Here is a 25,469-nt window from a genome sequence, read left to right as displayed (position 1 = left end):
AGTGCATCTGCAGCTGCACGTGCACTTGGCCGATTGCAGTTGCACACGGCGTGAGCGACGACGAGGCCCCCGCTCCGCCGAACACGGAGCGGGGGCCTGCCGGCCGGGGCGCCCGGACGCCTGCCGTCGAGGCGGTCCGAGGGCTACTTCGGCGCCCCGACGAGCTTCCCCTCGGGTGAGACCACGTACCAAGTGCCGCCCACGCCCTGCCCGTTGACGTCGCCGGGCTTCTTGTCGCCGGAGAAGGTGTAGAGCGGCCAGCAGTCGATGGTCTGCTGGCGGATTCCGTCGGGCCGGTCGAAGACGGTGAAGCCCTTCTTGAGGACGCCCTCGGTGTCGTTCTTGTCGACCGGTTCCACGACGGGCCAGTTGTCCAGACACGCCCCGGTGCAGGCGGACTTCATGGGCCAGGCGGAGTCCTTCTTGAAGCGGTAGACGGTCATGCCGTTCTTGTCGACGACGATCTCGCCGAGCTCGGGGTCCTGGCGGGTGGACATCGCGGGGAGGTCCGCGCCCGCCCCTTCTGCGGCGTCCTCTGCGGCGCCTCCCTCGGCCTCCTCCGCGGCACTGCCCTCCTCGGGTTCGGCGGCCGTCGCCTTCGTGCCGTCGGGGGCCGCCGCGTGCCAGGTGCCGCCGACGCCCTGCCCCTTCGCGTCGCCGGGCTTGCGGTCGGCGGCGTAGCGGTACAGGGGCCGGCCCGCGACGGTCAGTTGCTCGGTGCCGCCCTCGCGGGTGACCGAGCCGAGCAGGGCCGGGTCGACGCCGGGTGCGGCCTTCGCGCCGTCGGCGGGGACCGCGGGCCAGGCGTCGGCGCACTCCCCCGCGCAGTTCGACTTCGGCGGGTCGGCGGTGTCCTTGTCGAAGCGGTAGAGCGTGAACCCGGCACTGTCGGTGAGGACTTGGCCGAGCTTCTTGCTCTTCCACACGGCGAGCTGCCCGGCCGGTTCCGCCTCGCTGCCGCCGCCCGAGCCGAGGCCCGCCCCGTAGCCGTCGCCGTAACTCCCCTTCGCGGGGGCCGCGTTGCCCACGGACTGCCCGTCGGCGTCCCCGCCCGCACGCTCCTGGCCGCACGCCGCCGTCAGCGCCAACAGCGCCGCGGCCGCCACGGCGGCCGACGCGCTCCGCCAGCTCTTCATTCGTGGTCAACTCCCGTACTAGTAGAGGCAGTTGCTACGCGTGCGGCACTTCGCACACGCCCCTGCATACGGAAACCCCGACCGTCCGCGTTCAACCCCCGGCAAGATTCTTTTCGCGTACGGTGATCTTCACGGCCACGCGGAAGCCGTTCCGGGACGCTTCACCCCGCCTTTCGCACCCACATTTCTCGGAATGGCCGATTCTCGCCCGTACATCTCGGGACAGAACCCAGCGAGCCGGGAATAGCGCCTCGCGGACGGTTCCGAGCTGCGCCCACCCTGCGCCTGGCGCACCCTGAGGACATGCCCTGGCAACCCCCGATCGTCGTGCATCCGTTCACCTCCGAGGGCGAACGGCCCATCAGCGTGCGCGGCTCCCACATCGGCCACGCACGCAGCGACCACGAGCTCCTGGAAGTCCTGCGCGCCGCGGGCCTCGACGAGGCGGACGCCGCGCTCGACGACCCGCACCTGGTGGAGTGGCGCGGCCCGGGCCCGCACGTCTGGACTCCGCCGGAGACGGACGGCGGGGCTTGAGCGGGTACGTACGGCGGCGGTTCCCAAACCCGCCCGGCCGGTGTTCCCCCGCGTGGCCCACGCCCGTGCCCCATTCGCCCGACACGGATCGCGACTCGCCGGGCGCATACCTAGCGTTTCGGGCATCGAGGTGCATCACGGCTGCAGCGGAACAGGTCCGCGCCCGCTCCTCGGGGAACCTAAGGAATGCTCATGCGCGCGATATCCCTCGCCTCTGCGACCGTCCTCGCGGCGGGCGCCCTCACCCTCACCGCCTGCGGCCACTCGGCGGCAGCCGGAGACAACAACATCACGTCGTTCGGGTTCAGCGTGAACCCGAAGACGGTCGCCGCGGGAGGCCAGGTCACCCTGAAGGTGGACGGCTGCAACGCGGACGCGCACGTCACTTCGGGCGTCTTCGACAAGGTCACGATCCCCAAGCACCGGGGCTCGGCCACCACCCACGTCGACTGGGACGCCAAGCCGGGGGCCATGTACACCGTCACCTTCGAGTGCAAGGGCGAGACGGGCACCACGGACCTGACCATCGCCACCGGCGGAGGACAGCACACCGGCGGCCAGCACACCGGCGGTCAGCACACCGGGGGCCAGCACCACAACATGCACCGCGGCGTGAAGGCCGGCATCGGCGGCACGCTCGCCGACCTGAACTTCGGCGAACTCGCCCTGGGCGCCGCCCTGATCGCGGGCGCGCTCGGCACCGCGTACCACTGGACGAGGCGCACCGCGGACGAGGACGGCGCCTGAGCCGCAGGGCACGGACCCGGCCATGCGCACCCGACTCCCGTACGCGGAGCACCCCGGCGGCCCGAGCCGAGAAGCATGCTCGGCCCGGCTCCGGTACGCGCCTCGTTCGGGGCAACTCCCGTACGTACCGCGCTCGGCGCAACTCCGCTGCGTACCGAGCTCGGTTCAACTCCCGCACGTACAACGGCACTTCGCCCCGGGATCCGCACCGGTCCCGGGACGAAGTGCCGCCTGGTGCGCCCGTGGGCGCGGGGGTGGATCAGGCGCGGCCGTGCTTGGCCTCGCCGCGGCGGCGCAGCCAGAAGACACCGCCGCCGGCGAGCGCGGCGGCCACGAGGGAACCGCCGATGGCGACGTCGGTCGGGGTCGCGCCGGTGCTGCTGCTGCCGCCGAGACCGCCGCGGACACCGCCGTGGATGACGGTGAGGGCGGCGTCCTTGGTCACGCTGCTGCCGCCGCAGGTGGCGGTGACGTTGTGGGAGCCGATGTGGGCGTTGTGGTTGATCTTCACGTTGGCGGTGGCGACGCCGCCGTTCCACCGGAGCGGGGTGTTCGGGAAGGCCGACGAGGAGACGTGACCGTTGGTGCGGCACTCGTGGGCGTTGACCATCACCGAGACCGAGCCGCCGCGGTGGGTGGTGGTCGGTGAGACGGTGATGGCGCTTCCGTCCCAGGCGCTCGCGGACGGTGCGGCGAGCCCGATGAACGCACCAGCGGCGACAGTGACCGCCAGGGCACGAGAAGTACGCATGAGAACCTCCGCGGGAGAGCGCCCCGAGGAACCGTCCCCGGGCAGGAATTGGCGAGATCGCCCTCCCAGAAAGACCCTCAGGTGCCGTGCGCAAGGCCGCATTTCGGGGCTGGTCCGTCCTGGTGAGGCGACACGCCGGGGCGGCGTCCCGCAAATCCGAGTACCCCCAGGTCACAGACCGTCAGAAAATTACTGGGGCAACAGACTCGGATGGCGCACGGACCGTTCGGCCGCCACCCGTTCGCCCTCCCGCTGTCGCCCCTTTTCCGTCCTGCGCTTAGCGTTCTGCTCATGCGCAACGGACGCGGCAGGGCTGTCGCGTTGAGAGGGGATAGAGAATGCCTTCGTCCCAGTCCGCCGCCGAGGAGGAGCCGCAGAAGAAGCGCGCCCCGTGGGGGGTGATAGCGCTTGTTCTGCTCACCGGGCTCGCCCTGATGAGAAATGGATCCGGCGAATTCGCCGTGGGGCCGCCGCAGCCGGCGTCGGCCGCGGCGGCCGACAGTCGTGTGCACGGCCAGACCCGCCTCGACGGGCCCGAGCCGCTGCCGTTCTCCCTCGCCGAGCGGGTCAGGATCCCGGCGATCCAGGTGGACGCCCCGATCCAGCCGGTCGGCCTGGACGCGGAGGGCTGGGTGGACGCGCCGCCGCCCGAGGACCCCAACCTGGCGGGCTGGTTCAACGGGGCCGTGTCGCCGGGCGAGAAGGGCACGTCCGTGGTCGTCGGCCATGTCGACAACAACGCGGGCCCCGCGGTCTTCTACGGCCTGGGTTCGCTCACCAAGGGAAATCACGTCGAGATCCAGCGCAAGGACGGCCGCACCGCCGTATTCGAGGTGTACGGGATCGAAGTGTTCGACAAGAACAACTTCCCCGGCACCAAGGTGTACGGCGACAACGGAAGCCCCGAACTGCGCGTCATCACCTGCGGCGGCGGATTCACGAAGGAGAACGGCTACGACGGAAACGTCGTGGCGTTCGCCCGCATGGTGAAGACGATCTGAGCAAACAGAGAGAGCAACGGAAACAACCGCCGGGCGGACTCGGGTGATTCGAGTCCGCCCGGCGGTTTTCTCCGGCTTCGATGTCTCACATCAGCATGCGCTGCGGCACCCCGATCCGGTATCCGTCGTCGAGGAGTTGCGGCAGATAGTTCCGCAGGGCCTTCACGGTCTGGGAGCGGTTGCCGCCCGCGTCGTGCGAGAGCACCACGACGCCGGGGCCCGCGCCTTGGAGGACGCGGCGGACGATGGTGCCGGAGCCGGGTTCGCGCCAGTCGAGGGTGTCGACGGTCCAGGCGAGGGGCTCCATGCCGAGCTCGGCGCCGATCTCGAACGCCGAGCGGTTCCACGCCCCGTACGGCGCACGGAACCAGAGGGGCGGGCGGCCCACCGCGTCGAGCACGGCGGCGGAGGTGCGCTCGATCTCGTCGCGGATGCCGGTGCGCCGCATCAGGGTCAACTGGGGGTGCGTGAAGGTGTGGTTGCCGATGGTGTGGCCCTCGTCGACCATCCGCCGCAGCAGGTCGGGGTTGGCCTCGGCCATCTCGCCGCAGACGAAGAACATCGCACGGACGTCGTGCTTGCGCAGGGTGTCCAGGATGTCCGGGGTGTAGAGCGGGTCGGGGCCGTCGTCGAAGGTGAGGACCATGCGACGGTCGCGGTCGGCCATGCGCAGAATCGGCTTGCTGCGCACGGGAGTTCGACCGACGGCGGCACGCTGCGGGCCGTAGCCGGTCATGGGCTGCAGCCGGTACGCGGAGGGCTTCTGGGGCCGGACCGCCTGGGCGCCGGCGGCGGGGCCGGGCGAGGCGGACGGGCGGGGTGCGGTGCCGGACCGCTCGGTGCCGGCACAGCCGGCGGTGGCCGCGAGGGCGAACAGGGCGGCGCCGCGCAGCAGCACACGACGCCCCGGAAGCGATTCATCCGTTTTCATGACTTATGCGTCGCACGCCCGCCCCCGCCCACCGCCCATCAACACGGCCCCCACCCGGAAAGCACCTGATGGGACCGGCCCGGGGTGCGCGAAGGCCGCCGCGGGGTTAGGGGGAAGGAGGTGGCGTACGGTCAAGTGCTGCCCGACAGCCCATAGTTCACCGCCCGCCGGGACCCCCGTTCCGGGCTGCCGCGCCTCGCCCCGTAACGTGATCGCGCGTACGACGAGCACCACCCAGCACGGGGAAAGAGGAGAGCAATGGCCCAGCTCACGCAGGATGTTCGGGAGCGGATCGCCGGGACCGGGATCTGGTTCGTGGCGTCGACCAATCCGGACGGCTCGCCGCACGTGAGCCCGATGTGGGTGGACCTGGACGGCGACCACCTCTGGTTCAACACCTCGATCGGGCGGGTCAAGGAGCGCAACCTCCGCAACGACCCGCGGATCTGCCTGTCCAACGCGGACACGGCCAACCCCTTCGACCGGGTGCAGCTGCACGGCCGCGTCGTCCGGTTCGTGGAGGGCGAGCAGGCCAAGGCCGACATGGACCGGCTCGCACACAAGTACCTGGGCACGCCCTACGAGTGGCTGCTCCCCGACGAGCAGCGGATCACGGTCGTCGTCGAGCTGGAGCGGGTGCGGCGCATCGTCGGCGTGGAGCCGTTCGGTCCGGCGAAGTAGCCCCGCCCCGAGAGCCCTTCAGCGGCGCCGTACCAGCGGGAACGGCAGGGTCTCGCGGATGGTGAGGCCGGTGAGGAACATGACGAGGCGGTCGACGCCGATGCCGAGGCCGCCGGTCGGGGGCATCGCGTACTCCAGGGCGTCCAGGAAGTCCTCGTCGAGCTCCATCGCCTCCGGGTCGCCGCCCGCCGCGAGCAGGGACTGCGCGGTGAGGCGGCGGCGCTGCTCGACGGGGTCGGTCAACTCCGAGTACGCGGTGCCGAGTTCGGTGCCGAACGCGACCAGGTCCCAGCGTTCCGCGAGCCGCGGGTCGGTGCGGTGGGGGCGGGTCAGCGGGGACACGTCGGTCGGGAAGTCCTTGTAGAACGTGGGGAGTTGGGTTCGCTCCTCCACCAGCCGCTCGTACATCTCCAGGACCACGTCGCCGCGCCCGTCGTCCGGGGTGTACGGGACGCCGGCGCGGTCGCAGAGCCGCCGCAGCGCGGGCAGTTCCGTGTCGGCGGTGACCTCTTCGCCGAGGGCCTCCGAGATCGCGCCGTACACCGTCTTCACCGGCCACTCCCCCGAGATGTCGTGCTCGGCCAACGTGCCGTCCGCGTTCGTCCGGTGGGCCACCTCGCGGCCGAAGGCGGCCCGGGCGGCGCTCTGGATCAGCTCGCGGGTCAGGTCGAGCATCACGTCGTAGTCGGCGAACGCCTGGTAGGCCTCCAGCATCGTGAACTCGGGGTTGTGCTTGTACGAGACGCCCTCGTTGCGGAACGTGCGGCCCAGCTCGAAGACCTTCTCCAGGCCGCCCACGCACAGCCGCTTCAGATACAGCTCGGGCGCGATCCGCAGATACAGGTCCAGGTCGTAGGCGTTGATGTGGGTGGTGAACGGGCGGGCGTTGGCGCCGCCGTGGATCTGCTGCAGCATCGGCGTCTCGACCTCGAGGTAGCCGCGCTCCAACAGGCCCTGGCGCAGCGCCTGTACGGCGGTGGAGCGGCGCCGTACGACATCCCGGGCGTCGGGGTCGGCGACGAGGTCCACGTACCGGCGGCGGACCTTCGCCTCCGGGTCGGCGAGGCCGCGGCGCTTGTCGGGCAGCGGGCGCAGGCACTTGCCGGTCAGCTGCCAGCCGGTGACGAACACCGACAGCTCGCCCTTGTCCGAGCTGCCGACCTCCCCGGTGGCCGTGATGTGGTCGCCGATGTCGATGCGGGTGGTGAACTCCCTGAGCGCCGTGGGATGTTCGCGGGTGAGGGCGAGCTGCAGATCGCCCGACCAGTCCCGCAGCACCGCGAAGACGACGCCTCCGAAGTCCCGTACGAGCATGACGCGGCCCGCGACCGTGACCTGCTCGCCCGTGCGCGTGCCCGGGGGCAGGCCGGCGTGGGCGGTGCGGATCTCGGCGAGGGTGTGGGTGCGCCGGGCGACGCCGACGGGGTACGGGTCGACGCCCTCGTCCTGGAGGCGGCGCAGCTTGCGGTGCCGGACGCGGACCTGTTCCGGGAGCCGTTCCGTCGGCGTCGACTCCCCTGCGGTCAGGCCGAGTTGGTCGATCGGCGGCAGGCCCTCCGTGGTGGCGGGCTGCACGAGCGCCGCCGGGCGGTGCCCCTTGCCCCACAGGGTGCGCAGGCTGGGCACGGAGACGAAGCCCTCGGCGATGCCGGAGGCCAGGGAGATCCGGGCGAGGGAGCCCGCGTCGCCGTAGCAGATGTAGCGCGGGTACCACTCGGGGTCGTACTTGGCGTTGGAGCGGTACAGGGCCTCCAGCTGCCACCACTTGGAGAAGAACAGCAGCAGCCGGCGCCACAGCCGGAGCACGGGCCCTGCGCCGATCCGCGCGCCCTCCTCGAAGACGGAACGGAACACGGCGAAGTTCAGCGAGACCCGGCGTACGCCCGACTTCCCCACGGTGGCGCAGAGTTCGGCGACCATGAACTCCATGACCCCGTTGGGCGCCGTGCGGTCGCGGCGCATCAGGTCGAGGGAGATGCCGTCCCTGCCCCACGGCACGAACGAGAGCAGGGCGAGCAGGCGGCCGTTCGCGTCGTGGCACTCGACGAGCAGGCAGTCGCCGTCCTGCGGGTCGCCGAGGCGGTCCAGGGCCATGGAGAAGCCGCGCTCGGTCTCGGTGTCGCGCCAGGCGTCGGCCTTGTCGACGATCTCCTCCATCTCCGCGTCGGACAGGGCGGAGTGGCGGCGGATACGGCAGGTCGCGCCGGTGCGCCGGACCCGGTTGACGGCCTGCCGGGTGACGCGCATGTCCCGCCCGTCGAGGTCGAACCGCGGCACGTGCAGGATCGCCTCGTCGCCGAGCTGCAGCGCGCCGAGGCCGTGCCGCGCGTAGGCCTTGGCGCCCTCCTCGGACGCGCCCATCACGGCGGGCGCCCACGCGTACCGGCGGGCGACGGCCAGCCACTGCTCGACGGCCTGGTCCCAGGCGCCGGTGTCCCCCACCGGGTCGCCGCTGGCCAGGCACACACCGGCCTCGACGCGGTAGGTGACGGCCGCCTTGCCGCTCGGCGAGAACACGACGGCCTTGTCGCGGCGGGTGGCGAAGTAACCGAGCGAGTCCTGTTCGCCGTACGCGCCGAGGAGGGCGCGGATGCGGGGCTCCTCGTCGCCGTGCAGGGCGGCGTCCATGCGCTGCGAGCGGAACAGCACGTACACCGCGTACAGCAGCGACAGGGCGCCGAACAGGCCGAGGAGGAAGTGGACGGGGCGCGGCGGGGTGCCGTCGAAGTGGCTGGCCTCGACGGTGCCGCCGCAGACCCGGGTCACCGCCCACAGCAGCCGCTGCCCCCGCTCCAGGCTGCCGGGGAACAGCTCGACCAGGCCCCAGCCGACGAGCGTGGAGACGGCGAGGCACACGACGAGCGCGCCGAGGGCCCGCAGGAACGCGCCGCGCCGGGCGTCGGCGTAGAACTCCCGGTGGGCGAGGACGAGGAGGAGCAGCGCGAGTCCGCACACGATCGCCGAGGGCAGCGCCGCCGCGACCTCGCCGAGGGCGATGGCGACGCCGTCCACGATGATCAGCAGCGAGAGGTACGCGACCACGAGCCGCCAGGCGATCGTCTTGCGGGACGCGCAGGCCGCGGCGAGCAGGAACAGGAACACCGCGTACGCGAGGTTCGCGCTGACCGGCACCGTCGCCGTGTCCAGGGCGCGGGACACCGGGCGGAGCAGCCGACGCAGCGGCGGGATCACGGCGATCAGCACGCAGTAGCCGCCGAGCAGTGCGAAGAACGCGGCGAACCCGTCGGGCACACGCCCCAGGAACCCCGCCCGCCGCGACACCGCCCCACCACTACCGGCTATCGCGGCCCCGGACTCCTCCACGCTGGCACTCATGCCCCGACTCTAAAAACGCCCCGGCCACCCTGCCCGTCGAGCTGATCTCTTGGGGGGCATGCCGGGGCGGGGCAGGCGGGCGCGGGGACGGGCCGGAGGAGGGCGTGGCGCGGCACCCGGGGGTGTGGGCGGCGCAGGCGGGCGGCGTCACCGGCCGGGGCTCGGGCGGGCGTCACCTGGACGGGGTCGGCGGCAGGCGCTGCCAGGCCGGGGCGCGCTCGGGCAGGCGGCTGGGTCGAGAGGTGGCCCGGCCGGAGCAGGCGGGCCGGGGCCGGTGGCGGCGGGCAGACGGCCGGGTTGCTGGGCCGGGCCGTGGGCTCGCGCGAGCCCGGCAGGCCCTGCCGGGGCCAGAGTTGACGCCTGCCGGGCCGGGCACGGGGCGCAGGGCCACCCGACGGGTCGCTCCTGCGGCTCCGCCCGGCGGGCGGACCTGCGGCCCGTGGAGGTCGGACAGCGCTTGCCCCCACGCCCTCGCCGAGGTCCGCACCGCCCAGCCCGGCCTGCCAGGCTGGGCCGGGTACGGGCCGGACGGGCCGCCGTGGAGACACACCGCAGGCCCGAGTCTCCGGGCAAGGGGACGGGGCAGTCGTCCGGGGAGGGCTGGGGCTAGCCTTTGGGGGTGACGGAACACCAGTCCCACCAGTTCGAGCGGGGCACCGACGGCCCCAAGGTGATCGTCGTCGGCTGCGACGGCTCCGACTCGTCGCTGCGTGCGGCCGCGTACGCCGCGGGGCTCGCTCGGCGGCAGCGGGCGCTGCTCGCGGTGGTCTACGTGCAGCCGGTGATGACGGCGGGCGCCGCGCTCGGCGCACCGGTCGCGGGCACCACGGACGAGGTCGCCGAGTCGCTGATCCGGGAGATCCGGGAGGCGGCCGAGCGGGTGCGGCACATATACGACAACGTCCGCTGGGAGTTCCACACCTTCCGCGGCGACCCGTACAACGGCCTGGTCGAGGCGGCCGACCAGCTCAAGGCCGACGCGGTCGTGGTCGGCGCGTCCGAGCAGGCCGGGCACCGGCTCGTCGGCTCGGTGGCGGTGCGTCTGGTCAAGGCGGGCCGCTGGCCCGTCACAGTGGTGCCGTGACTCCAACGCAGGCGTGAGGCGCTCCCCGTCTTCCGCAAAGGGCGCATCTCGGCCATCATGATCGCCCATCACCCACTGCCGTCCACGACGAGGTGAGGCACATGGCTGGGCTACGCACGGGACAGGGCATTCTGCGCCGCAAGCCGATCGAGCAGATCGAGGAGGGCGCGCCCACAGAGCAGCTGAGCAAGACGCTGGGCCTGTGGCAGCTCACCGCGATCGGCGTCGGCGGCATCATCGGCGCGGGCATCTTCAGCCTCGCCGGCGCCGTCGCCAACGGCACCGCCGGCCCCGCCGTCCTCGTCTCGTTCCTGATCGCCGGCATCGCAAGCGCCGCCGCGGCGTTCTCGTACGCCGAGTTCGCGGGCATGATCCCGAAGGCGGGCTCCGCCTACACGTACGGGTACGCGGTGCTCGGCGAGCTGGCCGGCTGGTTCATCGGCTGGGACCTGCTCCTGGAGTACACGGCGATCGTGGCGGTGGTCGCGATCGGCATCTCCGGCTACTTCGGCTTCCTCGTCGAGGCGTTGGGCGCCGAGCTGCCCGCCTGGATGCTGGGGGCGCCGGGGACGGGCGAGGGGCACAAGGTCGACCTGTTCGCGGTGGTGCTGTGCCTGTTCATCGCGTACCTGCTGACGCTCGGCATCAAGAACGCGGCGCGCTTCGAGACCGTCGTCGTGGTCCTGAAGGTGCTCGTGGTGCTCCTGGTGATCGCGGTCGGCGTCTTCCACATCGACACCGCCAACTACAACCCGTTCTTCCCGTACGGCATCGGCGGCGCGTTCACGGGTGCGGCGACGGTGTTCTTCGCGGTGTTCGGGTACGACGCGATGTCGACGGCGGCCGAGGAGTCCAAGGACTCGCAGAAGCACATGCCGAAGGCGATCGTCTACTCGCTGGCCATCTCGATGGTGCTGTACGTGCTCGCCTGCCTGGTCCTGACCGGCATGCAGAACTACAAGGAGGTCGACAAGGAGAGCGGCTTCTCCACGGCCTTCGAGTCGGTGGGCCTCGGCGGGCTCGCCAACGTGATCGCGATCGGCGCGATCATCGGCATCCTCACCGTGATGTTCACGTTCATGCTGGGCGTGACCCGCGTCTGGTTCTCGATGAGCCGGGACGGGCTGCTGCCGCACTGGTTCGCCAAGACCCACCCGACGCGGCACGTGCCGACCCGCGTCACCTGGATCGTCGGCGTGCTCTCGGCGGCGATCGCCGGGTTCATGCCGATCGGCGAGGCGGCCGAACTCACCAACATCGGGATCCTGTTGGCGTTCGTCGTGGTGTGCGTCGCGGTCATCGTGCTCCGCTACCGGCAGCCGGACCTGCCGCGCTCCTTCAAGTGCCCGGGGATGCCGGTGGTGCCCGCGATCGGCGTGATCTTCTCGCTCTGGCTGATCACGTTCCTGCAGTGGCAGACGTGGGCGCGGTTCGCGGTGTGGTTCGGGATCGGCCTGGTCGTGTACTTCGCGTACTCGTACCGGAAGTCGAACCTGGCGCGCGAGGGGTCCGGGGACCTCCCGGCGGACAAGGGCTGATCTCTCCCCTCTCCTCCCCTCTCCTCCCCTCCCCGCCCCTCCCCGACAGACCTGCGGCGCCGCGTTTCGTCTGCGGCGCCGCGCCGGCTTGTCGCGCCCCGCGGCGGAGCCGCTGATGTCACAGCCCCGCGCCCCTTCGGGGGCTACTCCGCCTCCCTCAAGCCCTGCTTGCCCGCGCCCCGGCTGAGGGCGACCCGCCGGATGCGGTCCCGCGTCTCCTCGTGCTCGTCGAGGTCCGCCCCGCGCGCCGTGTCCGGGTCGAAGTACTGCGGCACGAACTCGGCGCGCGCCACCTGCCACCGCCCGCCGGCCTTCTTCGGCGGCACGAAGGTGAAACGGCCGATCGTCGACTGGTTGCCGCGCGGGTCCCGCTCGCCCTCGTGGTTGACCATCTCCCCGGCGAGCTGGTCGCCCAGGCCGTACACCACCCAGGTCCCGTTGACCTTCTCGTACGCCTGCGGGACGTGCGCGTGGGTGCCGATGACGAGGTCGATGTCGGGGCGGCCCGCGGTGCGCGAGGCGGTCAACTCCCTTGCCAGGCGCAGCTGTCGGGCGTCCGGCGCGTCCTGCCACTCGGTGCCCCAGTGCGGGGAGAGCACGACGACGTCGGCGCCCGCCCTGCGCGCCGCGCGGGCCTTCGCGATCACCTTGTCGGTGTCGAGCAGGTCGACCGCCCACGGCCTGCCCGCGGGGAGCGGGTAGCCGTTGGTGCCGTAGGTGGCGGCGATGTGGGCGACCTTCGCGCCGCCCGCCCGCAGCATCACCGGCGTCCGCGCCTCCTTCGCCGTACGGGCCGAACCGGCGTGCTTCAGGCCCGCCTCGTCCATGGCGTCGAGGGTGCGCTCGATGCCGTCGGCGCCGTCGTCGAGGGTGTGGTTGGAGGCCGTGGAGCAGCCGTCGTAGCCGGTGTCGGCGAGGGCGCGGGCGACCTGGGGCGGGGACTTGAAGGCGGGGTAGCCGCTGTAGTCGCCCTTCTCGCCGTAGACGGTCTCCATGTGGCAGAGGGCCAGGTCGGCCTTGGAGATCACGGGGCGGGCCGCGGCGAACATCTTGCGGAAGTCGTAGCCGTCGCCGTCCGCGTCGGCGGCGGCCTGCCGGATGATCGAGTCGTGCGGGAGGACGTCGCCGCTCGCGGCGAGCGTGAAGCCGCGCGCTCGCGCCCCTCCCCCGGCGGGCCCGGACTTCGGGGTCACGGACGGGGTCGGCGTGCCGGTGGGCTTCCGGGTGCCGAGTGCGGTGGTCGGGTGCGGCTGCTCGGCGGTGCAGGCGGTGGCGGCGAGGAGGAGGGCGGCGAGGGCGGCGGCTCTTCTGCGGACGGGGTGGCGCATGGGGTGGTGCATGGGGTGGGCTCCCGGGTCGGTGGGGTGTGACCCTCCCGAATCCACATTCGACGCATATCGCAATTCAAGCCGCAATACCGGCGTACGCCCTGACGGCCCCTCAAGTCCCCTCAGCTGCGCGGCACCTGGCGGCGCGTCAGGCGCCGGTACGGGACGCACGGCCGGTGTCCACTCCGCACCGCGCGCCTGTCGTAGACGAAGCGGTCCGGGGGCGCCGGACCCGCGCGGGCCCGGTACCGTGTGGTGCCGTGCGCGCGGACCGGTGCGCGCACGGCAGCGAAGCGGGCACCGCGTGACCCTTTCGGGCGGCCCACGACCAGCGGCGAAACCGGCGGCCCGGTCAAGCCTCCGTAAAACCCCTTGCTCGCTGCCGCGTCGAGTAATCGGCTGTTCCCGTCCGTACAGCGGTGCAAGGGCGGGAGGTCTCGCCCGCGCACGGTCCGGAGACACCGGAGGAGACCTGAGGAAGGCGATCAGGATGCCGCACAGAAGCACCAACGGCGCCGACGGCCAGGGCGAGTTGACCGTGCCGATGGCCTGGCTCTACGCCGAGTACATCGCCGACGAACTGCTGCGCACCGGCGACCTGATGCCGCCCACGTCCTTCGAGTACCGGGCGGGCCGGGACGCCCTCGCACTGACGATCTTCCTCTCGGACGTGGACCGCGAGCTGTCCCGCATCCGGGTCGTCTCCCAGCTGGAGAACTGGCTCTCCCTCACCGCGTACGACCGGGCCTGGGAGGAGTGGGTGCGGGCGCGCATGGCCGCGCTCCGGGCCGAGGCGCGCGCGTCCGGCGGCGCGGACGCCGACCTGGACCTGGCGCGGGCGGCCTGGCGCTGGCTGGAGGAGACCGAGCTGCTCGCGCCCGACCTGGACGCGGCGCTCCTGGAGGGCGGCGGGCGCGAGGAGGAGGGCCCGCAGGTGTGGACCCCGGCCTGGCAACTCGGCTTACCCCTCGGCCACTTGGCGATCCACCTGTTCTGACGGGCGGGCCACCGGGCGCCGCCGGGCGTCGCCGGGCATCGCCGGGTGCTCACTTCAGGAGGCGGGACATCCGGCGGTCCGCGAGCGGCTTGCCACCCGTCTGGCAGGTCGGGCAGTACTGCAGCGACGAGTCGCTGAACGACACCTCGCGGATCGTGTCCCCGCACACCGGGCACGGCTCGCCGGTCCGGCCGTGCACGCGCAGGCCGCTCTTCTTCTCCGCCTTGAGCCGCCCGGCCGCCACCCCGTGCGAGCGCTCCACGGCCTCGGTCAGGGTGGCGCGCAGCGCCTCGTACAGGCCGGTCAGCTCCGCCTCGCTCAGGCTCCCGGCCGGTTTGTACGGGGACATCTTCGCGGCGTGCAGGATCTCGTCGCTGTACGCGTTGCCGATGCCGGCGATCAGGCTCTGGTCGCGCAACGCGCCCTTGATCCTTCGGCGTTCACCGTCGAGCAGGGCCGCGAGCGCCGCCCGGTCGAAGTCGGGGGCGAGCGGGTCGGGGCCGAGGCGGGCGACGCCGGGGACGTCGTCCGGGTCGCCGACGACGTACACGGCGAGGCGTTTCTGCGTGCCCGCCTCCGTCAGGTCGAAGCCCGAGCCGTCCTCCAGGGCGACGCGCAGCGCGAGCGGGCCCTTGCCGGGGCGGGGCGGGCCGTCGGGGAGCCGGTCCTTCCACTGCAGCCAGCCCGCGCGGGCCAGATGCGTGACCAGGTACGGGCCGCCGTCGGTGGCCACGGCGAGGAACTTGCCGTACCGGGCGACCGCGGTGACCTCCTTGCCCTCCAGCGCGGTCAGCGGCGGCTCGTACGTCTTGAGGACGCTGACCGCGACGGGCAGGACGCGCACGATCGCGCGGCCCACCAGGTGCTCGTCGAGGAAGTCCCGCAGGGCCTCCACCTCGGGCAGTTCCGGCATGACCGTCCACCTCCGCGGCAGTGTCAGTCCCGCTCGGGGACGATGAACTCGCACCAGACGCACTTGCCGCTGCCCCGCGGCTCCACGCCCCACACGTCGGCGAGCCGGTCCACGAGCAGCAGTCCGCGCCCGGACACCCCGGAGTCCCCGGCCTCGCGGCGGCGCGGCAGGGCGCTGGAGGTGTCCTCGACCTCGACGCGCAGCCGCCGGTCGGCCGCGGACAGCACGCGGAGCGTGACGACGGCGGCTCCGTCGGTGTGCATCAGGGCGTTGGTGATCAGCTCGTCGGCGACCAGCTCGATCTCGTCGGCCCGCTCCCCCGCACCCCAGGCGCGGACGGCGGCACGGATCATGTGGCGGGCGCCGGCGAGGGCGTCCGGGTCGTTCGGGGCGACGTGCTCCTTGAGGCGGCCGCCGGAGCGGGGCGCGTCGCTGAGGCGGCGGCGGAGCAGCAGCAGCGCCACGTCGTCGACGCCCTCCCGGTCCTCGACGGCCTCGCACAGCCGGTCCGCCAGGTCGCCCAGGTCGAGGGGGCCCGCCCAGATCTGCCGGGACAGGCGCCGCATGCCGTCGTCCAGGTCGGCGCCGGGCTCCTCGACCAGGCCGTCGGTGCACATCAACAGCGTGTAGCCGGCGTCGAGTTCGACGGTCGTGACCGGGTACTCCATCCGCCCGAACTCGGCGGACAGACCGAGCGGCAGACCGCCCTCGACGGGGACACGGCGTGCGGTGCCGTCGATGCGCCGGATCAGCGGGTCGATGTGCCCGGCCCGGACGAACTGCACGACTCCGGTCGTCGGGTCGACCTGCGCGTACAGGCAGGTCGCGAAGCGGTCGGTGTCCAGCTCGTGCAGGAACACCGAGGCGCGGGCCATCACCGTCGCGGGCGTGTGCCCCTCGGCGGCGTACGCGCGCAGCACGATCCGCAGCTGGCCCATGACGGACGCGGCGTGCGTGTCGTGCCCCTGCACGTCGCCGATGACCGCGCCGATCAGGCCGCCGGGCAGCTGGATCAGGTCGTACCAGTCGCCGCCGATGTCCCGGCCGCGCTTCGCCGAGCGGTAGCGCACCGCGGTGTCCATGCCGGGCACGGCGGGGATGGAGCGCGGCAGCATCGCCTGCTGGAGACCCTGGGCGAGGTCCTTGTCCTGCTCGTACAGCATCGCGCGGGCCAGGTTCTGGGCGATGCCGCTGGCCAGGGCGACGAGCAGATTGCGGTCCTCGGCGGTGAAGCCGATCTTGTCGCGGTAGAGCAGCCCGAGCGCGCCGATCGGGCGGGCCTGCGCGATCAGCGGCAGATAGACCGCCGAGGTGACCTGCAGATGCCGGATGTGCGGCCACAGGATCGGGTACGACTCGGCGAACTCGTCGCGGGTCTCGATGAACAGCGGGCTGAGCGTGCGCACGACCTCGCTCATCGGGTACGGCTCGTCGATGCGGGTGAAGCGGGTGCCGGGCACGTACGCGCCGGGGGCGCCCTCCGCGACCAGGTGGATCCGGCCGCCCTCGACCAGGCCCATGACGAGGCTGGCGGCGCCGAGGCGGGTGAGGCCCTCGTTGTCCTTCAGGACGTCGATGACGTCGTCGACGGTACGGGCGTACGAGAGCGCCGCCGTCGCGCCCTCCACGACGCTGGTCAGCCGCCGCGTCTCCGCGTCCCGCAGCATCCGTACGCGGGTGTCGCTGAGCTCCTGCGTGGCGTCCCGGACGACGCCGATGATGCGGCGCGGGCGGCCCGTCTCGTCGCGGCGGATGTAGCCCTGGGTGTGCGTCCACAGCAGGCTGCCGTCGCGGCGGCGGACCCGGAAGTACGTGCCGTAGTTCTCGCTGCCGTCCTTCAGGGCCTGCGCGACGATCGCGTCAAGGCGCTGCCCCTCGGCGGACGGGACGCGGCTCGCGAGGGTCTCGGGGTGGTCGTCGTACTCGTCCTGCCCGATGTCGAAGACCTCGTGCGCCCTCGCGTCCATGTGCATCAGGCCGGTGTCCAGGTCCCAGTCGAAGGTGCCGAGCTGGTTGAGGGCGAGGATCGGGTCGGGGCGGGCAGGCCAGTCCGCGGGCGGCGACAGGGCAGTGCGGTCGGCCTGCCGGTCGCCTCCGGCGTGGGCGGCACCCTGATCGACCATGGGCCCACTTTGTCATTAGTCGGGGGTTTTCTCATGTCTCGGGGGTGTTCCTCCCGGAGAGGGTGGGGCTTGGGGCGCGGGGCTCGTCTCGCCCTTCGAGCTCGGTCGAGTCCCCTCCCCGCCCCTGCCCGAAAGCCTCCGGCGGTGTACGACCGGCTGCTGCGCCGCCGGCCTCCGGCGGGGGGGGTCGTTCGTCTGCGGCGCCGTCGTGGTTGCGCGCGCAGTTCCCCGCGCCCCTTTCAGGGCACGCTGCCCCGCTGTGGGCAGGGGCGGAGCCCCTGATCAGGGGCGCGGGGAACTGCGCGAGCGACGAGCGACCACGACGGCGGGAAAGCCGGACGACGGCCCCCGGGAGCCGCTCCGGCGACTGAGGAGCCGGGGGTCCCGGGGGCGGAGCCCCCGCGGGGGTCAGCCGGTCAGCCGTTGACGGCCTGGTCCGGAGCGTCCTGCTGCTCCTGGTCCGGCATCTGCTCCGGCGTCGACTCCCCCGGCACGGACTCCGTCGGCCCCTCCGGGCTCGGCTCCTGAGGGCTCGGCTCCGCCGGACTGCTCTCGGGCGGCGCCGGGCACCCCGGCGGGACGTCCGCGTCGGGCGCCGGGTCCGTCGGGCACGACTCGCTCGGGCTGGGCGAGGGCGAGGTCGGAGACGGGGACGTCGGCGACGGGGACGTGGGGGACGGCGAGGTCGGCGACGGGGACGTGGGGGAGGGCGACGTCGGACTGGGCTTCGGACGCGGCACGACCTTGTCCTTGCCGTCGTGCCCGGTGGGCCGCTCGATCCACGTGTTGTTGGTGATGTTGATGATCGTGATGTTGGTGATCACCGTCGGCGCGGGCTTGACCACGACGACCTTCGTGGGCTGGTAGCCGGGCCACGGCTTCCCGCGCTGCTTGGCGTTCGACTTGAGCGCCGCCGGCGGGGTCAGCGGGTTGCCGCAGGAGCAACGCACCCTCGGCACACCCCTGTTGTCGACCATGACGGCCGTACCGGCCTGCAGCACCGACTGGTACGCGTTGGCGCGCCCGTCCTTGAAGCCGTGGTTGGTGACGCGGGTGTCGGCGCGCAGCTGTACGGCGGTGAGCCCGCGCAGATAGCGGGGCACGCCGTCCGGGGCGACGCCCACGGTGTCGGCGAACGCCCGCTCCTTGTCGCGGTTGGCCGTGAGGAAGTCGATCTGCTTCTCGACGTCGCAGCTGGCCGCGTCCTTCGTACCGCCGTACAGGCCCGGCGTGCCGCCGGAGACCGTGCGGGCGCCGTCCTGTTCGTCGTCCTGGCCGCCGGTCGGCACCGGTTCCGGCGAACGGGTGACGGGCGGCGGGGTCTCGGTCGCCTTCGAGGTGGACTCGGTGAAGGGGTCGGGGCCCTCCGCGGCGACGGGCTGGAGGAAGACCTCCTCCTCGGGTTCGGCCGCCGTGGTTCTCATCTCGCCGCTGCTGGAACAGCCTGCGACCAGGAGGGCCGCGGATATCGCGAAGGCCGTTGCATAGCGCCTGGTCGTTCGGTACACGCCAGTTACTCCCGCCTGTTTCCGGGCATTTCGTCCCTCATTGTCTGCGGGCGGCGGCAAGTCCCCGCAAGCCGAGCACCGGCCTCAGGCGCCGGCCGAGCCGTACGCGGCGGTACGGGGCCACAATGGGGGCGTGGAATGGTTCACGGAGCCCGGCTACTGGCTCGCCCGCCTGGTGTTCCAGCGGGCCCTGGCCGCCGTGTACCTGGTCGCGTTCCTCACGGCGGCGCTGCAGTTCCGGGCGCTGATCGGGGAGCGCGGCATGCTGCCGGTGCCGCGGTTCGTGGCGCGGGTGCCGTGGAAGCGGGCGCCGAGCCTGTTCCAACTGCGGTACTCCGACCGCCTGTTCGCGCTCACCGCGTGGACCGGTGTGCTCTGGTCGGCGGCGCTGCTCGCGGGCGCGGACGGGCTGCTGCCGCTGTGGGCGGCGATGGCGGCGTGGCTGGTGCCGTGGGCGCTGTATCTGTCGATCGTGAACGTCGGGCAGACCTGGTACGGCTTCGGCTGGGAGTCGCTGCTCCTGGAGGTCGGCTTCCTCGCGGTGTTCCTCGGCAACGACGAGGTGGGCCCGCCGGTGCTGGTGCTGTTCCTGCTGCGCTGGGTGCTGTTCCGGGTGGAGTTCGGGGCCGGGCTCATCAAGATGCGCGGCGACCGCTGCTGGCGCGATCTGACCTGCCTCTACTACCACCACGAGACGCAGCCGATGCCGGGCCCGCTGAGCTGGTTCTTCCACCACCTGCCGCGGCCGCTGCACCGGGTGGAGGTGGCGGCCAACCATGTCACCCAACTCGTCGTCCCGTTCCTGCTGTTCACGCCGCAGCCGGTGGCGGGCGTCGGCGCGGGGCTGATGGTGCTGACGCAGTTGTGGCTGATTCTGTCGGGCAACTTCTCGTGGCTGAACTGGCTGACGGTGACGCTCGCCCTGTCCGCGATCGACTGGGCGGCGCTGTCCGACGGCCCGCCGCCCGCGTTCCCGGACACCCCGCTCTGGTACGTGGTCGTGGTCGTCGCGGTGACGTGTCTGGTGGCCGCGCTCAGCTACCACCCGGTGCGCAACCTGCTGTCCCGAGGGCAGGTCATGAACACCTCGTTCGACCCGCTGCACCTGGTCAATACGTACGGCGCCTTCGGCAGCATCGGCCGGGTGCGGACCGAGGTGGTCGTCGAGGGGACGACGGAGCGGGTGCCGTCGGTGGACGGCTCGGCCTGGCGGGAGTACGGCTTCAAGGGCAAGCCGGGTGAACTGCGGCGGCTGCCACGGCAGTTCGCGCCGTACCATCTGCGGCTCGACTGGCTGATGTGGTTCGCCGGGCTCTCCCCCGCGTACGCCCGCTCGTGGTTCGGGCCGTTCCTGGAGCGGCTGCTCGTCAACGACCCGGACACGCTGCGGCTGCTGCGCCACAACCCGTTCCCGGACGAGCCGCCGACGTACGTCCGGGCCCGGCTGTACCGCTACCGCTACACCACGTGGCGCGAGCTGCGCGAGACCGGGGCGTGGTGGCACCGGACATATGTGCGCGAGTTCTGGCCGCCGACCCGGCTCGACACGCCCGCCGATCAGAGCCGGTAGACACGGGCGGCGGTGCCGGAGAAGATCCGGGTTTGCTCGTCACCGCTCAGCTCGGCGGTCAACTCCCGTGCCATGTCGACGACTTGACCGTACGTGGCGGCCAGCGTGCACACCGGCCAGTCCGAGCCGAACATCAGCCGGTGCGGGCCGAAGGCGGTGAGCGCGGCGTCGGTGTACGGGCGCAGCGCCTGCGGGGTCCAGTCCGTCCAGTCGGCCTCGGTGACCAGTCCGGACAGCTTCGCCACGGTGTTGGGCAGCGCGGCGAGCGCGGCGAACCGCACGGCCCACGGCTCGTACCCGCCGGAGGCGATCGGGGGCTTGCCCAAGTGGTCGAGCACGAAGGTGAGTCGGGGGTGCGCGGCGGCGGCGCGTACGCAGGCGTCGAGCTGGTGCGGCAGGACGACGAGGTCGTACGCGAGGCCCGCCGCGGCCACCGCTTCGAGGCCGCGGTGGACATCGGGCCGCAGCAGCCACTCCGGGTCGGGTTCGCCCTGCACCTGGTGGCGGATGCCCACGAGCCGCTGCCCGCCGGGGAGTTGGCGCAGCCGGGCCAGCTCGTCGACGACGTCGGGGGCCGTCAGGTCGGTCCAGCCGACGACGCCCGCGACCAGCTCGGAGCGGTCGGCCAGGGCGAGGAGTTCCGGGGTCTCCTCGGCGACGGTGACGGTCTGCACGACCACGGTCGACGCCACCCCGGCCGCGCGGGCCTCGGGCGCGAGGTCGTCGAGCGTGAAGTCTCTTCGTATGGGGGCGAGTTCGGGGCCAGTGATCCAGTCCTGGTCGCGGACTGCGAGGTCCCAGACGTGGTGGTGGGCGTCGATCGCACCGGGCGCGCTCACGGCAGCTCCCATACGACGGGGAGGCCGGCCGCGGCGCCCTCGGCGGAGTAGTCGTGGGTGACGTCGAGGAGTTCGGCCATGCGGGCCTGCCAGGCCATGTTGACGGGGAGGGTTTCGAGCTCGGCGAGCAGGCGGGCGTAGTCCTCGCAGTCGATCAGGTGGAAGAGGTCGGTGCCGCTGCGCCAGATCGTCCACTGTCGCGCCCCGGCGGCGCGAATGGCGCGGACGAGTTCGGGCGGCACCTCGCGGTGTGCGGCGTCGTACTCCGCGACGCGGTCGGCGCGGACCTTGGTGTGCAGGGCGACTCTCATGACGGCTCCCCTGTGGGTACGGGCACGCCCTCCGGGAGCAGGCCCTCGGCGCGTGCCTCCTTCCAGTAGTCGTCGGGTACGCGGCTGCTCGCCTGCGCCACCGCGTCCCGGACCTCCTCGGGTGTGCGGGCGCCGACTAGCACGGTCGTCACGGCCGGGTGGGCGCGCGGGAAGGCGAGCGCGGCGGCCCGAAGCGTGAGCCCGTACCGCCCGGCCAGTTCACTCAACTTCCGTGCCCTGGCGAGGAGTTCGGGCGGCGCCTGCGCGTAGTCGTACGTGGCGTCCGGGCCGGGGTCGGCGAGCAGGCCGGAGTTGAAGACGCCGCCGAGGACGACGGACGTGCCGCGGGCGTGGGCGGCGGGCAGGAGGTCGGCGGCGGCGCTCTGGTCGAGGAGGGTGTAGCGGCCCGCGCACAGCACCTCGTCGACGTCGGTGTCCCGGACGAACCGGGCGAGCATCGCGGACTGGTTCATGCCCGCGCCGATCCGCGCCACCGTGCCCTCGGCGCGCAGCCGTTCGAGCGCCGGGTAGCCCTCGCGGAAGGCCTGTTCGGCGTGGTCGTCGGGGTCGTGCAGGTAGACGGTGTCGACGCGGTCGAGGCCGAGGCGCTCCAGGCTCTCCTCCAGGGAGCGGCGGACGCCGTCGGCACTGAAGTCCCAGACCCGGCGATGGGTGGCGGGCACGGCGAACCCGTCCGCGAGGTCGTCCCCGGGACGCGGGTCGGGGAGCAGCAGCCGGCCGACCTTGGTGGACAGGGTGTACGCGGCGCGGGGCCGGTCCCGGAGGGCGGCCCCCAGCCGACGCTCGGACAGACCGAGCCCGTAGTGCGGCGCGGTGTCGAACCTGCGGACACCGAGCCCCCAGGCCGCGTCGACGGTCGCGCGGGCGACCTCGTCGGAGGCGCCCCGGAAGAGATTCCCGAGCGCGGCACCACCCAGAGCGAGCCGGTCCAGCCCGGAGACGGGGCCGGGGGCGTCGAGTTCCCGGCCGGTCACCGCTTCTGCTCCGGGCGTAGGCGTAGGCCCTGCATGCCGCCGTCCACGGCCAGTGCCGTGCCTGTGGTGGCTCCTGCGGCCGGGCCGGCCAAGTAGCAGATGGCGGTGGCCACTTCGTCGGCCGTGACCAGTCTGCCGGTGGGCTGGCGGGCCTCCAGGGCGGCGCGTTCCGCCGCCGGGTCGGGGGCCGCGTCGAGGAGGCGGCCGATCCAGGGGGTGTCGACGGTGCCGGGGTTGACGCAGTTGACCCGTACCCCTTCCCGTACGTGATCGGCGGCCATCGCGAGGGTGAGGGAGAGCACCGCGCCCTTGGACGCGCTGTACAGGGCGCGCTGCGGCAGGCCCGCGGTGGCGGCGATGGAGCAGGTGTTGACGATCGCCCCGCCACGGGAGCGCCGCAGATGGGGCAGGGCGGCGCGGCTGGTGCGGACGATGCCGAGGACGTTGACGTCGAGGACGCGCTGCCACTGGGCGTCGTCGTGGTCCTCGACGGTGCCCTGTGCGCCGATGCCCGCGTTGTTGACCAGGACGTCGAGCCCGCCCATCTCCTCCACGGCGGCGGCCACGGCGGCCCGTACGGACGTGTCGTCGGTGACGTCGGCGCGTACGGCGTGCAGCTTGCCCGTGACGCTCGAAGGGTCGAGGTCGAGGACCGTGACGCGGGCGCCGCGCGCGGCGAGGAGTTCGGCGGTGGCCCGGCCGATGCCGGAGGCGCCGCCGGTGACGAGGGCCTTGCGGCCCGCGAAGTCGGCGAGAGTCGGGTGGGTCATGCGGCTGCTCCCTTCTCGTGCGGGTCGGGTGCCGACGGCGCGTCGGACCAGTAACTGCCGTCGGGATAGCGGTACTTGGCGAGGGACTCGGGGCGGATGGCGGCCGAGAAGCCGGGTTCGGCGGGCGCGGCGTAGTGGCCGTCGCGGACGGTGACGGGGGTGACGAAGTGTTCGTGGAGGTGGTCGACGTACTCGATGACGCGGTTCTCGGTGGTGCCGGTGAGGGCCACGTAGTCGAACATCGAGAGGTGCTGGACGAGTTCGCAGAGGCCGACGCCGCCGGCGTGCGGGCAGACCGGCACGTCGAAGTGGGCGGCGAGCAGCAGGATCGCGAGGTTCTCGTTGACGCCGCCGACGCGCGCGGCGTCGATCTGCAGCACGTCGACCGCCCCGGCCTGCAGGAGCTGCTTGAACACGATGCGGTTCTGCACATGTTCGCCGGTGGCGACGCGTACGGGGGCGACGCGCTCGCGGATCGCGGCGTGCCCGAGGACGTCGTCGGGGCTGGTGGGCTCCTCGATCCAGTACGGGTCGAAGGGTGCGAGGGCGCGGGTCCAGGCGACGGCCTCGTCGACGTTCCAGCGTTGGTTGGCGTCGACGGCGATGCGGATGCCGGGGCCGACGGCGGCGCGGGCGGCGCGAAGGCGGCGCAGGTCGTCGTCCAGGTCGGCGCCGACCTTGAGTTTGATCTGCGTGAACCCGTCGGCGACGGCCTGGCGGGCGAGCCGGGTCAGCTTGGCGTCGTCGTAGCCGAGCCAGCCGGGCGAGGTGGTGTAGCCGGGGTAGCCGCGTGCGCGCAGGCGGGCCGCGCGTTCCGGTGCGCCCGCGCGGCCGTCCCGGAGCAGGGCGAGGGCGCGTTCGGGGGTGAGGGCGTCGGCGATGTAGCGGAAGTCGACCTGGGAGACGAGCCATTCCGGGTCGGCGTCGGCGAGGTGCTGCCAGAGGGGTTTGCGGGCGCGTTTGGCGGCGAGGTCCCAGACGGCGTTGACGACGGCGCCGATCGCCATGTGCATCACGCCCTTCTCCGGCCCCAGCCAGCGGAGTTGGCTGTCCCCGACGAGGTCGCGGTTGAGGGTGCCGGGGTCGGCGCAGAGCGCGTCGACGGGGCGGCCGACGACGTACGGCCGCAGCGCGGCGATCGCGGCGACCTGCACGTCGTTGCCGCGGCCGATGGTGAACGTGAAGCCGTGCCCCTCGTGCCCGTCGTCGGCGTCGGTGCGCAGCACCAGGTACGCGGCCGAGTAGTCCGGGTCGGGGTTCATGGCGTCGGATCCGTCGAGCTCGCGGGAGGTGGGGAAGCGGATGTCGTACGTGTCAACCGCCGTGATACGAGGCGCAGTTGCTGCCACAGGGTGCCTCTCGGAGTGGGGCGCAGGTCAGTCCTGCGCACGGCCGGTGGTGACGCGGGCGATCATCAGGGCGACGAGGATGATGCCGCCGTAGATCGCCTGGATCCAGAACGACGGCACCTGCGCGAGCGTGAGCAGGTTCTGCACGACGCCGAGGAGCAGGACGCCGGTGAGCGCGCCGAACATGGTGCCCTTGCCGCCGTCGAGGCTGATGCCGCCGATGACCGCCGCAGCGAACACCGTGAAGATCATGTTCTGGCCCTGGTTGGCGTTGATGGCGCCGACGTACCCGGTCTGCATGAGCCCGCCGAGCGCCGCGAGCACCCCGGCGACGACGAACACGCCGAGCATGACGCGTTCGACCCGGATCCCGGCCGCCCTGGCCGCCTCGGGGTTGCCGCCGATCGCGTACAGGGCGCGGCCCCAGCGGTGGTGCCGGAGGACGAGTCCGGCGAGCCCGAACGCGCCCGCGGCGACCCACACCGACAGCGGGATGCCGAGGAACGTGCTGGTGGCGAGGGTGTGGAAGGACTCGGGCAGGCCGAAGAGGGTCTTGCCCTCGGTGGCGCCGACGAGCAGTCCGCGCAGCACGATCAGCATGGCCAGGGTCACGATGAACGCGTTGAGCCGGAACTTCACGACGAGCACCCCGTTGAACGCGCCGAGCACCGCGCCCGCCCCGAGGACGGCGAGCAGGGCGAGCGCGGCGGGCCACTCGGTGCCGAACCCGGCCTGCGCGACGGGCAGCACGAGCAGCGCGCCGAACGCGGGCGCGATGCCGACGACCGACTCCAGGGACAGGTCGAACTTCCCGGTGATCAGGACGAGGGACTCGGCGAGCACCACCATCGCGAGCGCGGCGGACGCACCGAGCACGGAGATCAGGTTGCGCTCGGTGAGGAACGAGTCGTTGACGACCGCGCCGAGCAGCAGAAGCAGCAACAGGGCCGGTACGAGGGCGAGTTCGCGGGCGCGCCGCCACAGCACGCCGTGCGCGGCCGAGCGGCGGCCGGGGGTGTGGGGT

The 25,469-nt window shown here is 72.6% G+C and carries 22 protein-coding genes; 8 read left to right on the top strand and 14 right to left on the bottom strand.

What is annotated here, in order from left to right:
- Positions 1-143: 143 nt before the first annotated feature.
- Entirely contained in the window at positions 144-1,136 is a 993-nt protein-coding gene (locus ACIDOF_RS17390) for an SCO0930 family lipoprotein (protein ID WP_409006796.1), read from the bottom strand.
- A gap of 303 nt (positions 1,137-1,439) precedes the next feature.
- Between ACIDOF_RS17390 and ACIDOF_RS17385 the strand changes: the two genes are divergently transcribed.
- Together ACIDOF_RS17385 and ACIDOF_RS17380 are read left to right on the top strand one after the other, a co-directional pair.
- Positions 1,440-1,673, top strand: a complete 234-nt coding sequence (locus ACIDOF_RS17385; protein WP_409006795.1) for a hypothetical protein — start codon at positions 1,440-1,442, stop codon at positions 1,671-1,673.
- 192 nt (positions 1,674-1,865) lie between these two features.
- Entirely contained in the window at positions 1,866-2,420 is a 555-nt protein-coding gene (locus ACIDOF_RS17380; protein ID WP_409006794.1) for a hypothetical protein, read from the top strand.
- Between the two features lie 259 nt (positions 2,421-2,679).
- Here the strand turns inward: ACIDOF_RS17380 and ACIDOF_RS17375 are convergent, their stop codons facing one another.
- Entirely contained in the window at positions 2,680-3,171 is a 492-nt protein-coding gene (locus ACIDOF_RS17375; protein ID WP_409006793.1) for a hypothetical protein, read from the bottom strand.
- A 338-nt stretch (positions 3,172-3,509) separates the two neighbouring features.
- On the opposite strand from ACIDOF_RS17375, the gene ACIDOF_RS17370 reads away from it, so the two are divergent.
- Entirely contained in the window at positions 3,510-4,172 is a 663-nt protein-coding gene (locus ACIDOF_RS17370) for a class F sortase (RefSeq protein ID WP_409006792.1), read from the top strand.
- A gap of 85 nt (positions 4,173-4,257) precedes the next feature.
- On the opposite strand, the gene ACIDOF_RS17365 is transcribed toward ACIDOF_RS17370, so the two are convergent.
- Positions 4,258-5,103, bottom strand: coding sequence for a polysaccharide deacetylase family protein (locus tag ACIDOF_RS17365; protein ID WP_409006791.1), 846 nt, complete (start codon positions 5,101-5,103; stop codon positions 4,258-4,260).
- Positions 5,104-5,361: 258 nt separating this feature from the next.
- Here ACIDOF_RS17365 and ACIDOF_RS17360 point away from each other — a divergent pair, with 258 nt between their 5' ends.
- Entirely contained in the window at positions 5,362-5,784 is a 423-nt protein-coding gene (locus ACIDOF_RS17360) for a PPOX class F420-dependent oxidoreductase (protein WP_409006790.1), read from the top strand.
- 18 nt (positions 5,785-5,802) lie between these two features.
- Here the strand turns inward: ACIDOF_RS17360 and lysX are convergent, their stop codons facing one another.
- Positions 5,803-9,120, bottom strand: coding sequence for a bifunctional lysylphosphatidylglycerol synthetase/lysine--tRNA ligase LysX (gene lysX / locus ACIDOF_RS17355; RefSeq protein ID WP_409006789.1), 3,318 nt, complete (start codon positions 9,118-9,120; stop codon positions 5,803-5,805).
- 619 nt (positions 9,121-9,739) lie between these two features.
- Between lysX and ACIDOF_RS17350 the strand changes: the two genes are divergently transcribed.
- Entirely contained in the window at positions 9,740-10,204 is a 465-nt protein-coding gene (locus ACIDOF_RS17350) for a universal stress protein (protein WP_409006788.1), read from the top strand.
- Between the two features lie 101 nt (positions 10,205-10,305).
- A complete protein-coding gene (locus tag ACIDOF_RS17345) occupies positions 10,306-11,742 on the top strand; it encodes an amino acid permease (RefSeq protein ID WP_409006787.1) in 1,437 nt (478 codons plus the stop codon).
- A 143-nt stretch (positions 11,743-11,885) separates the two neighbouring features.
- Here the strand turns inward: ACIDOF_RS17345 and ACIDOF_RS17340 are convergent, their stop codons facing one another.
- Complete coding sequence (locus ACIDOF_RS17340) at positions 11,886-13,082, bottom strand: CapA family protein (protein WP_409006786.1); 1,197 nt, start codon at positions 13,080-13,082, stop codon at positions 11,886-11,888.
- A gap of 478 nt (positions 13,083-13,560) precedes the next feature.
- Here ACIDOF_RS17340 and ACIDOF_RS17335 point away from each other — a divergent pair, with 478 nt between their 5' ends.
- Positions 13,561-14,067: a hypothetical protein gene (locus ACIDOF_RS17335; RefSeq protein WP_409006785.1), complete on the top strand. Its 507-nt coding sequence runs from the start codon at positions 13,561-13,563 to the stop codon at positions 14,065-14,067.
- A gap of 49 nt (positions 14,068-14,116) precedes the next feature.
- On the opposite strand, the gene ACIDOF_RS17330 is transcribed toward ACIDOF_RS17335, so the two are convergent.
- From ACIDOF_RS17330 to ACIDOF_RS17320, 3 genes are all read right to left on the bottom strand, one after another.
- Entirely contained in the window at positions 14,117-14,980 is an 864-nt protein-coding gene (locus ACIDOF_RS17330; RefSeq protein WP_409006784.1) for an Fpg/Nei family DNA glycosylase, read from the bottom strand.
- A gap of 23 nt (positions 14,981-15,003) precedes the next feature.
- A complete protein-coding gene (locus tag ACIDOF_RS17325; protein ID WP_409006783.1) occupies positions 15,004-17,103 on the bottom strand; it encodes a SpoIIE family protein phosphatase in 2,100 nt (699 codons plus the stop codon).
- A gap of 416 nt (positions 17,104-17,519) precedes the next feature.
- A complete protein-coding gene (locus ACIDOF_RS17320) occupies positions 17,520-18,527 on the bottom strand; it encodes a DUF6777 domain-containing protein (protein ID WP_409006782.1) in 1,008 nt (335 codons plus the stop codon).
- Between the two features lie 217 nt (positions 18,528-18,744).
- Here ACIDOF_RS17320 and ACIDOF_RS17315 point away from each other — a divergent pair, with 217 nt between their 5' ends.
- Positions 18,745-20,181: a lipase maturation factor family protein gene (locus ACIDOF_RS17315; protein WP_409006781.1), complete on the top strand. Its 1,437-nt coding sequence runs from the start codon at positions 18,745-18,747 to the stop codon at positions 20,179-20,181.
- Here ACIDOF_RS17315 and ACIDOF_RS17310 read toward each other — a convergent pair.
- Genes ACIDOF_RS17310 through ACIDOF_RS17285 form a run of 6 tightly spaced genes read right to left on the bottom strand, consistent with a single transcriptional unit; the run spans position 20,169 to position 25,432 of the window.
- Positions 20,169-21,032, bottom strand: a complete 864-nt coding sequence (locus ACIDOF_RS17310; RefSeq protein ID WP_409006780.1) for an amidohydrolase family protein — start codon at positions 21,030-21,032, stop codon at positions 20,169-20,171. The two genes, ACIDOF_RS17315 and ACIDOF_RS17310, sit on opposite strands and share 13 nt — an antisense overlap.
- Positions 21,017-21,331 carry an L-rhamnose mutarotase gene (locus tag ACIDOF_RS17305; protein WP_409006779.1) on the bottom strand — a complete coding sequence of 105 codons (315 nt, stop codon included), beginning with the start codon at positions 21,329-21,331 and terminating at the stop codon, positions 21,017-21,019. The genes ACIDOF_RS17310 and ACIDOF_RS17305 overlap by 16 nt, the downstream gene beginning before the upstream one ends.
- The gene (locus ACIDOF_RS17300; protein WP_409006778.1) at positions 21,328-22,326 is read right to left on the bottom strand and encodes an aldo/keto reductase; all 999 of its coding nucleotides are present in this window, start codon (positions 22,324-22,326) and stop codon (positions 21,328-21,330) included. The genes ACIDOF_RS17305 and ACIDOF_RS17300 overlap by 4 nt, the downstream gene beginning before the upstream one ends.
- The gene (locus ACIDOF_RS17295) at positions 22,323-23,096 is read right to left on the bottom strand and encodes an SDR family NAD(P)-dependent oxidoreductase (RefSeq protein ID WP_409006777.1); all 774 of its coding nucleotides are present in this window, start codon (positions 23,094-23,096) and stop codon (positions 22,323-22,325) included. The genes ACIDOF_RS17300 and ACIDOF_RS17295 overlap by 4 nt, the downstream gene beginning before the upstream one ends.
- Positions 23,093-24,445: an enolase C-terminal domain-like protein gene (locus tag ACIDOF_RS17290; RefSeq protein ID WP_409006776.1), complete on the bottom strand. Its 1,353-nt coding sequence runs from the start codon at positions 24,443-24,445 to the stop codon at positions 23,093-23,095. The genes ACIDOF_RS17295 and ACIDOF_RS17290 overlap by 4 nt, the downstream gene beginning before the upstream one ends.
- A 27-nt stretch (positions 24,446-24,472) precedes the next feature.
- Positions 24,473-25,432, bottom strand: coding sequence for an ABC transporter permease (locus ACIDOF_RS17285; RefSeq protein ID WP_409007058.1), 960 nt, complete (start codon positions 25,430-25,432; stop codon positions 24,473-24,475).
- Positions 25,433-25,469 lie beyond the last annotated feature (37 nt).

It is taken from the genome of Streptomyces sp. Da 82-17 (assembly GCF_046098215.1).
In the GTDB taxonomy this organism is placed as follows: Bacteria; Actinomycetota; Actinomycetes; order Streptomycetales; family Streptomycetaceae; genus Streptomyces.
The sequence above is the reverse complement of the archived record's forward strand: the minus strand, read 5'-3'. Positions and strand labels throughout refer to the sequence as shown.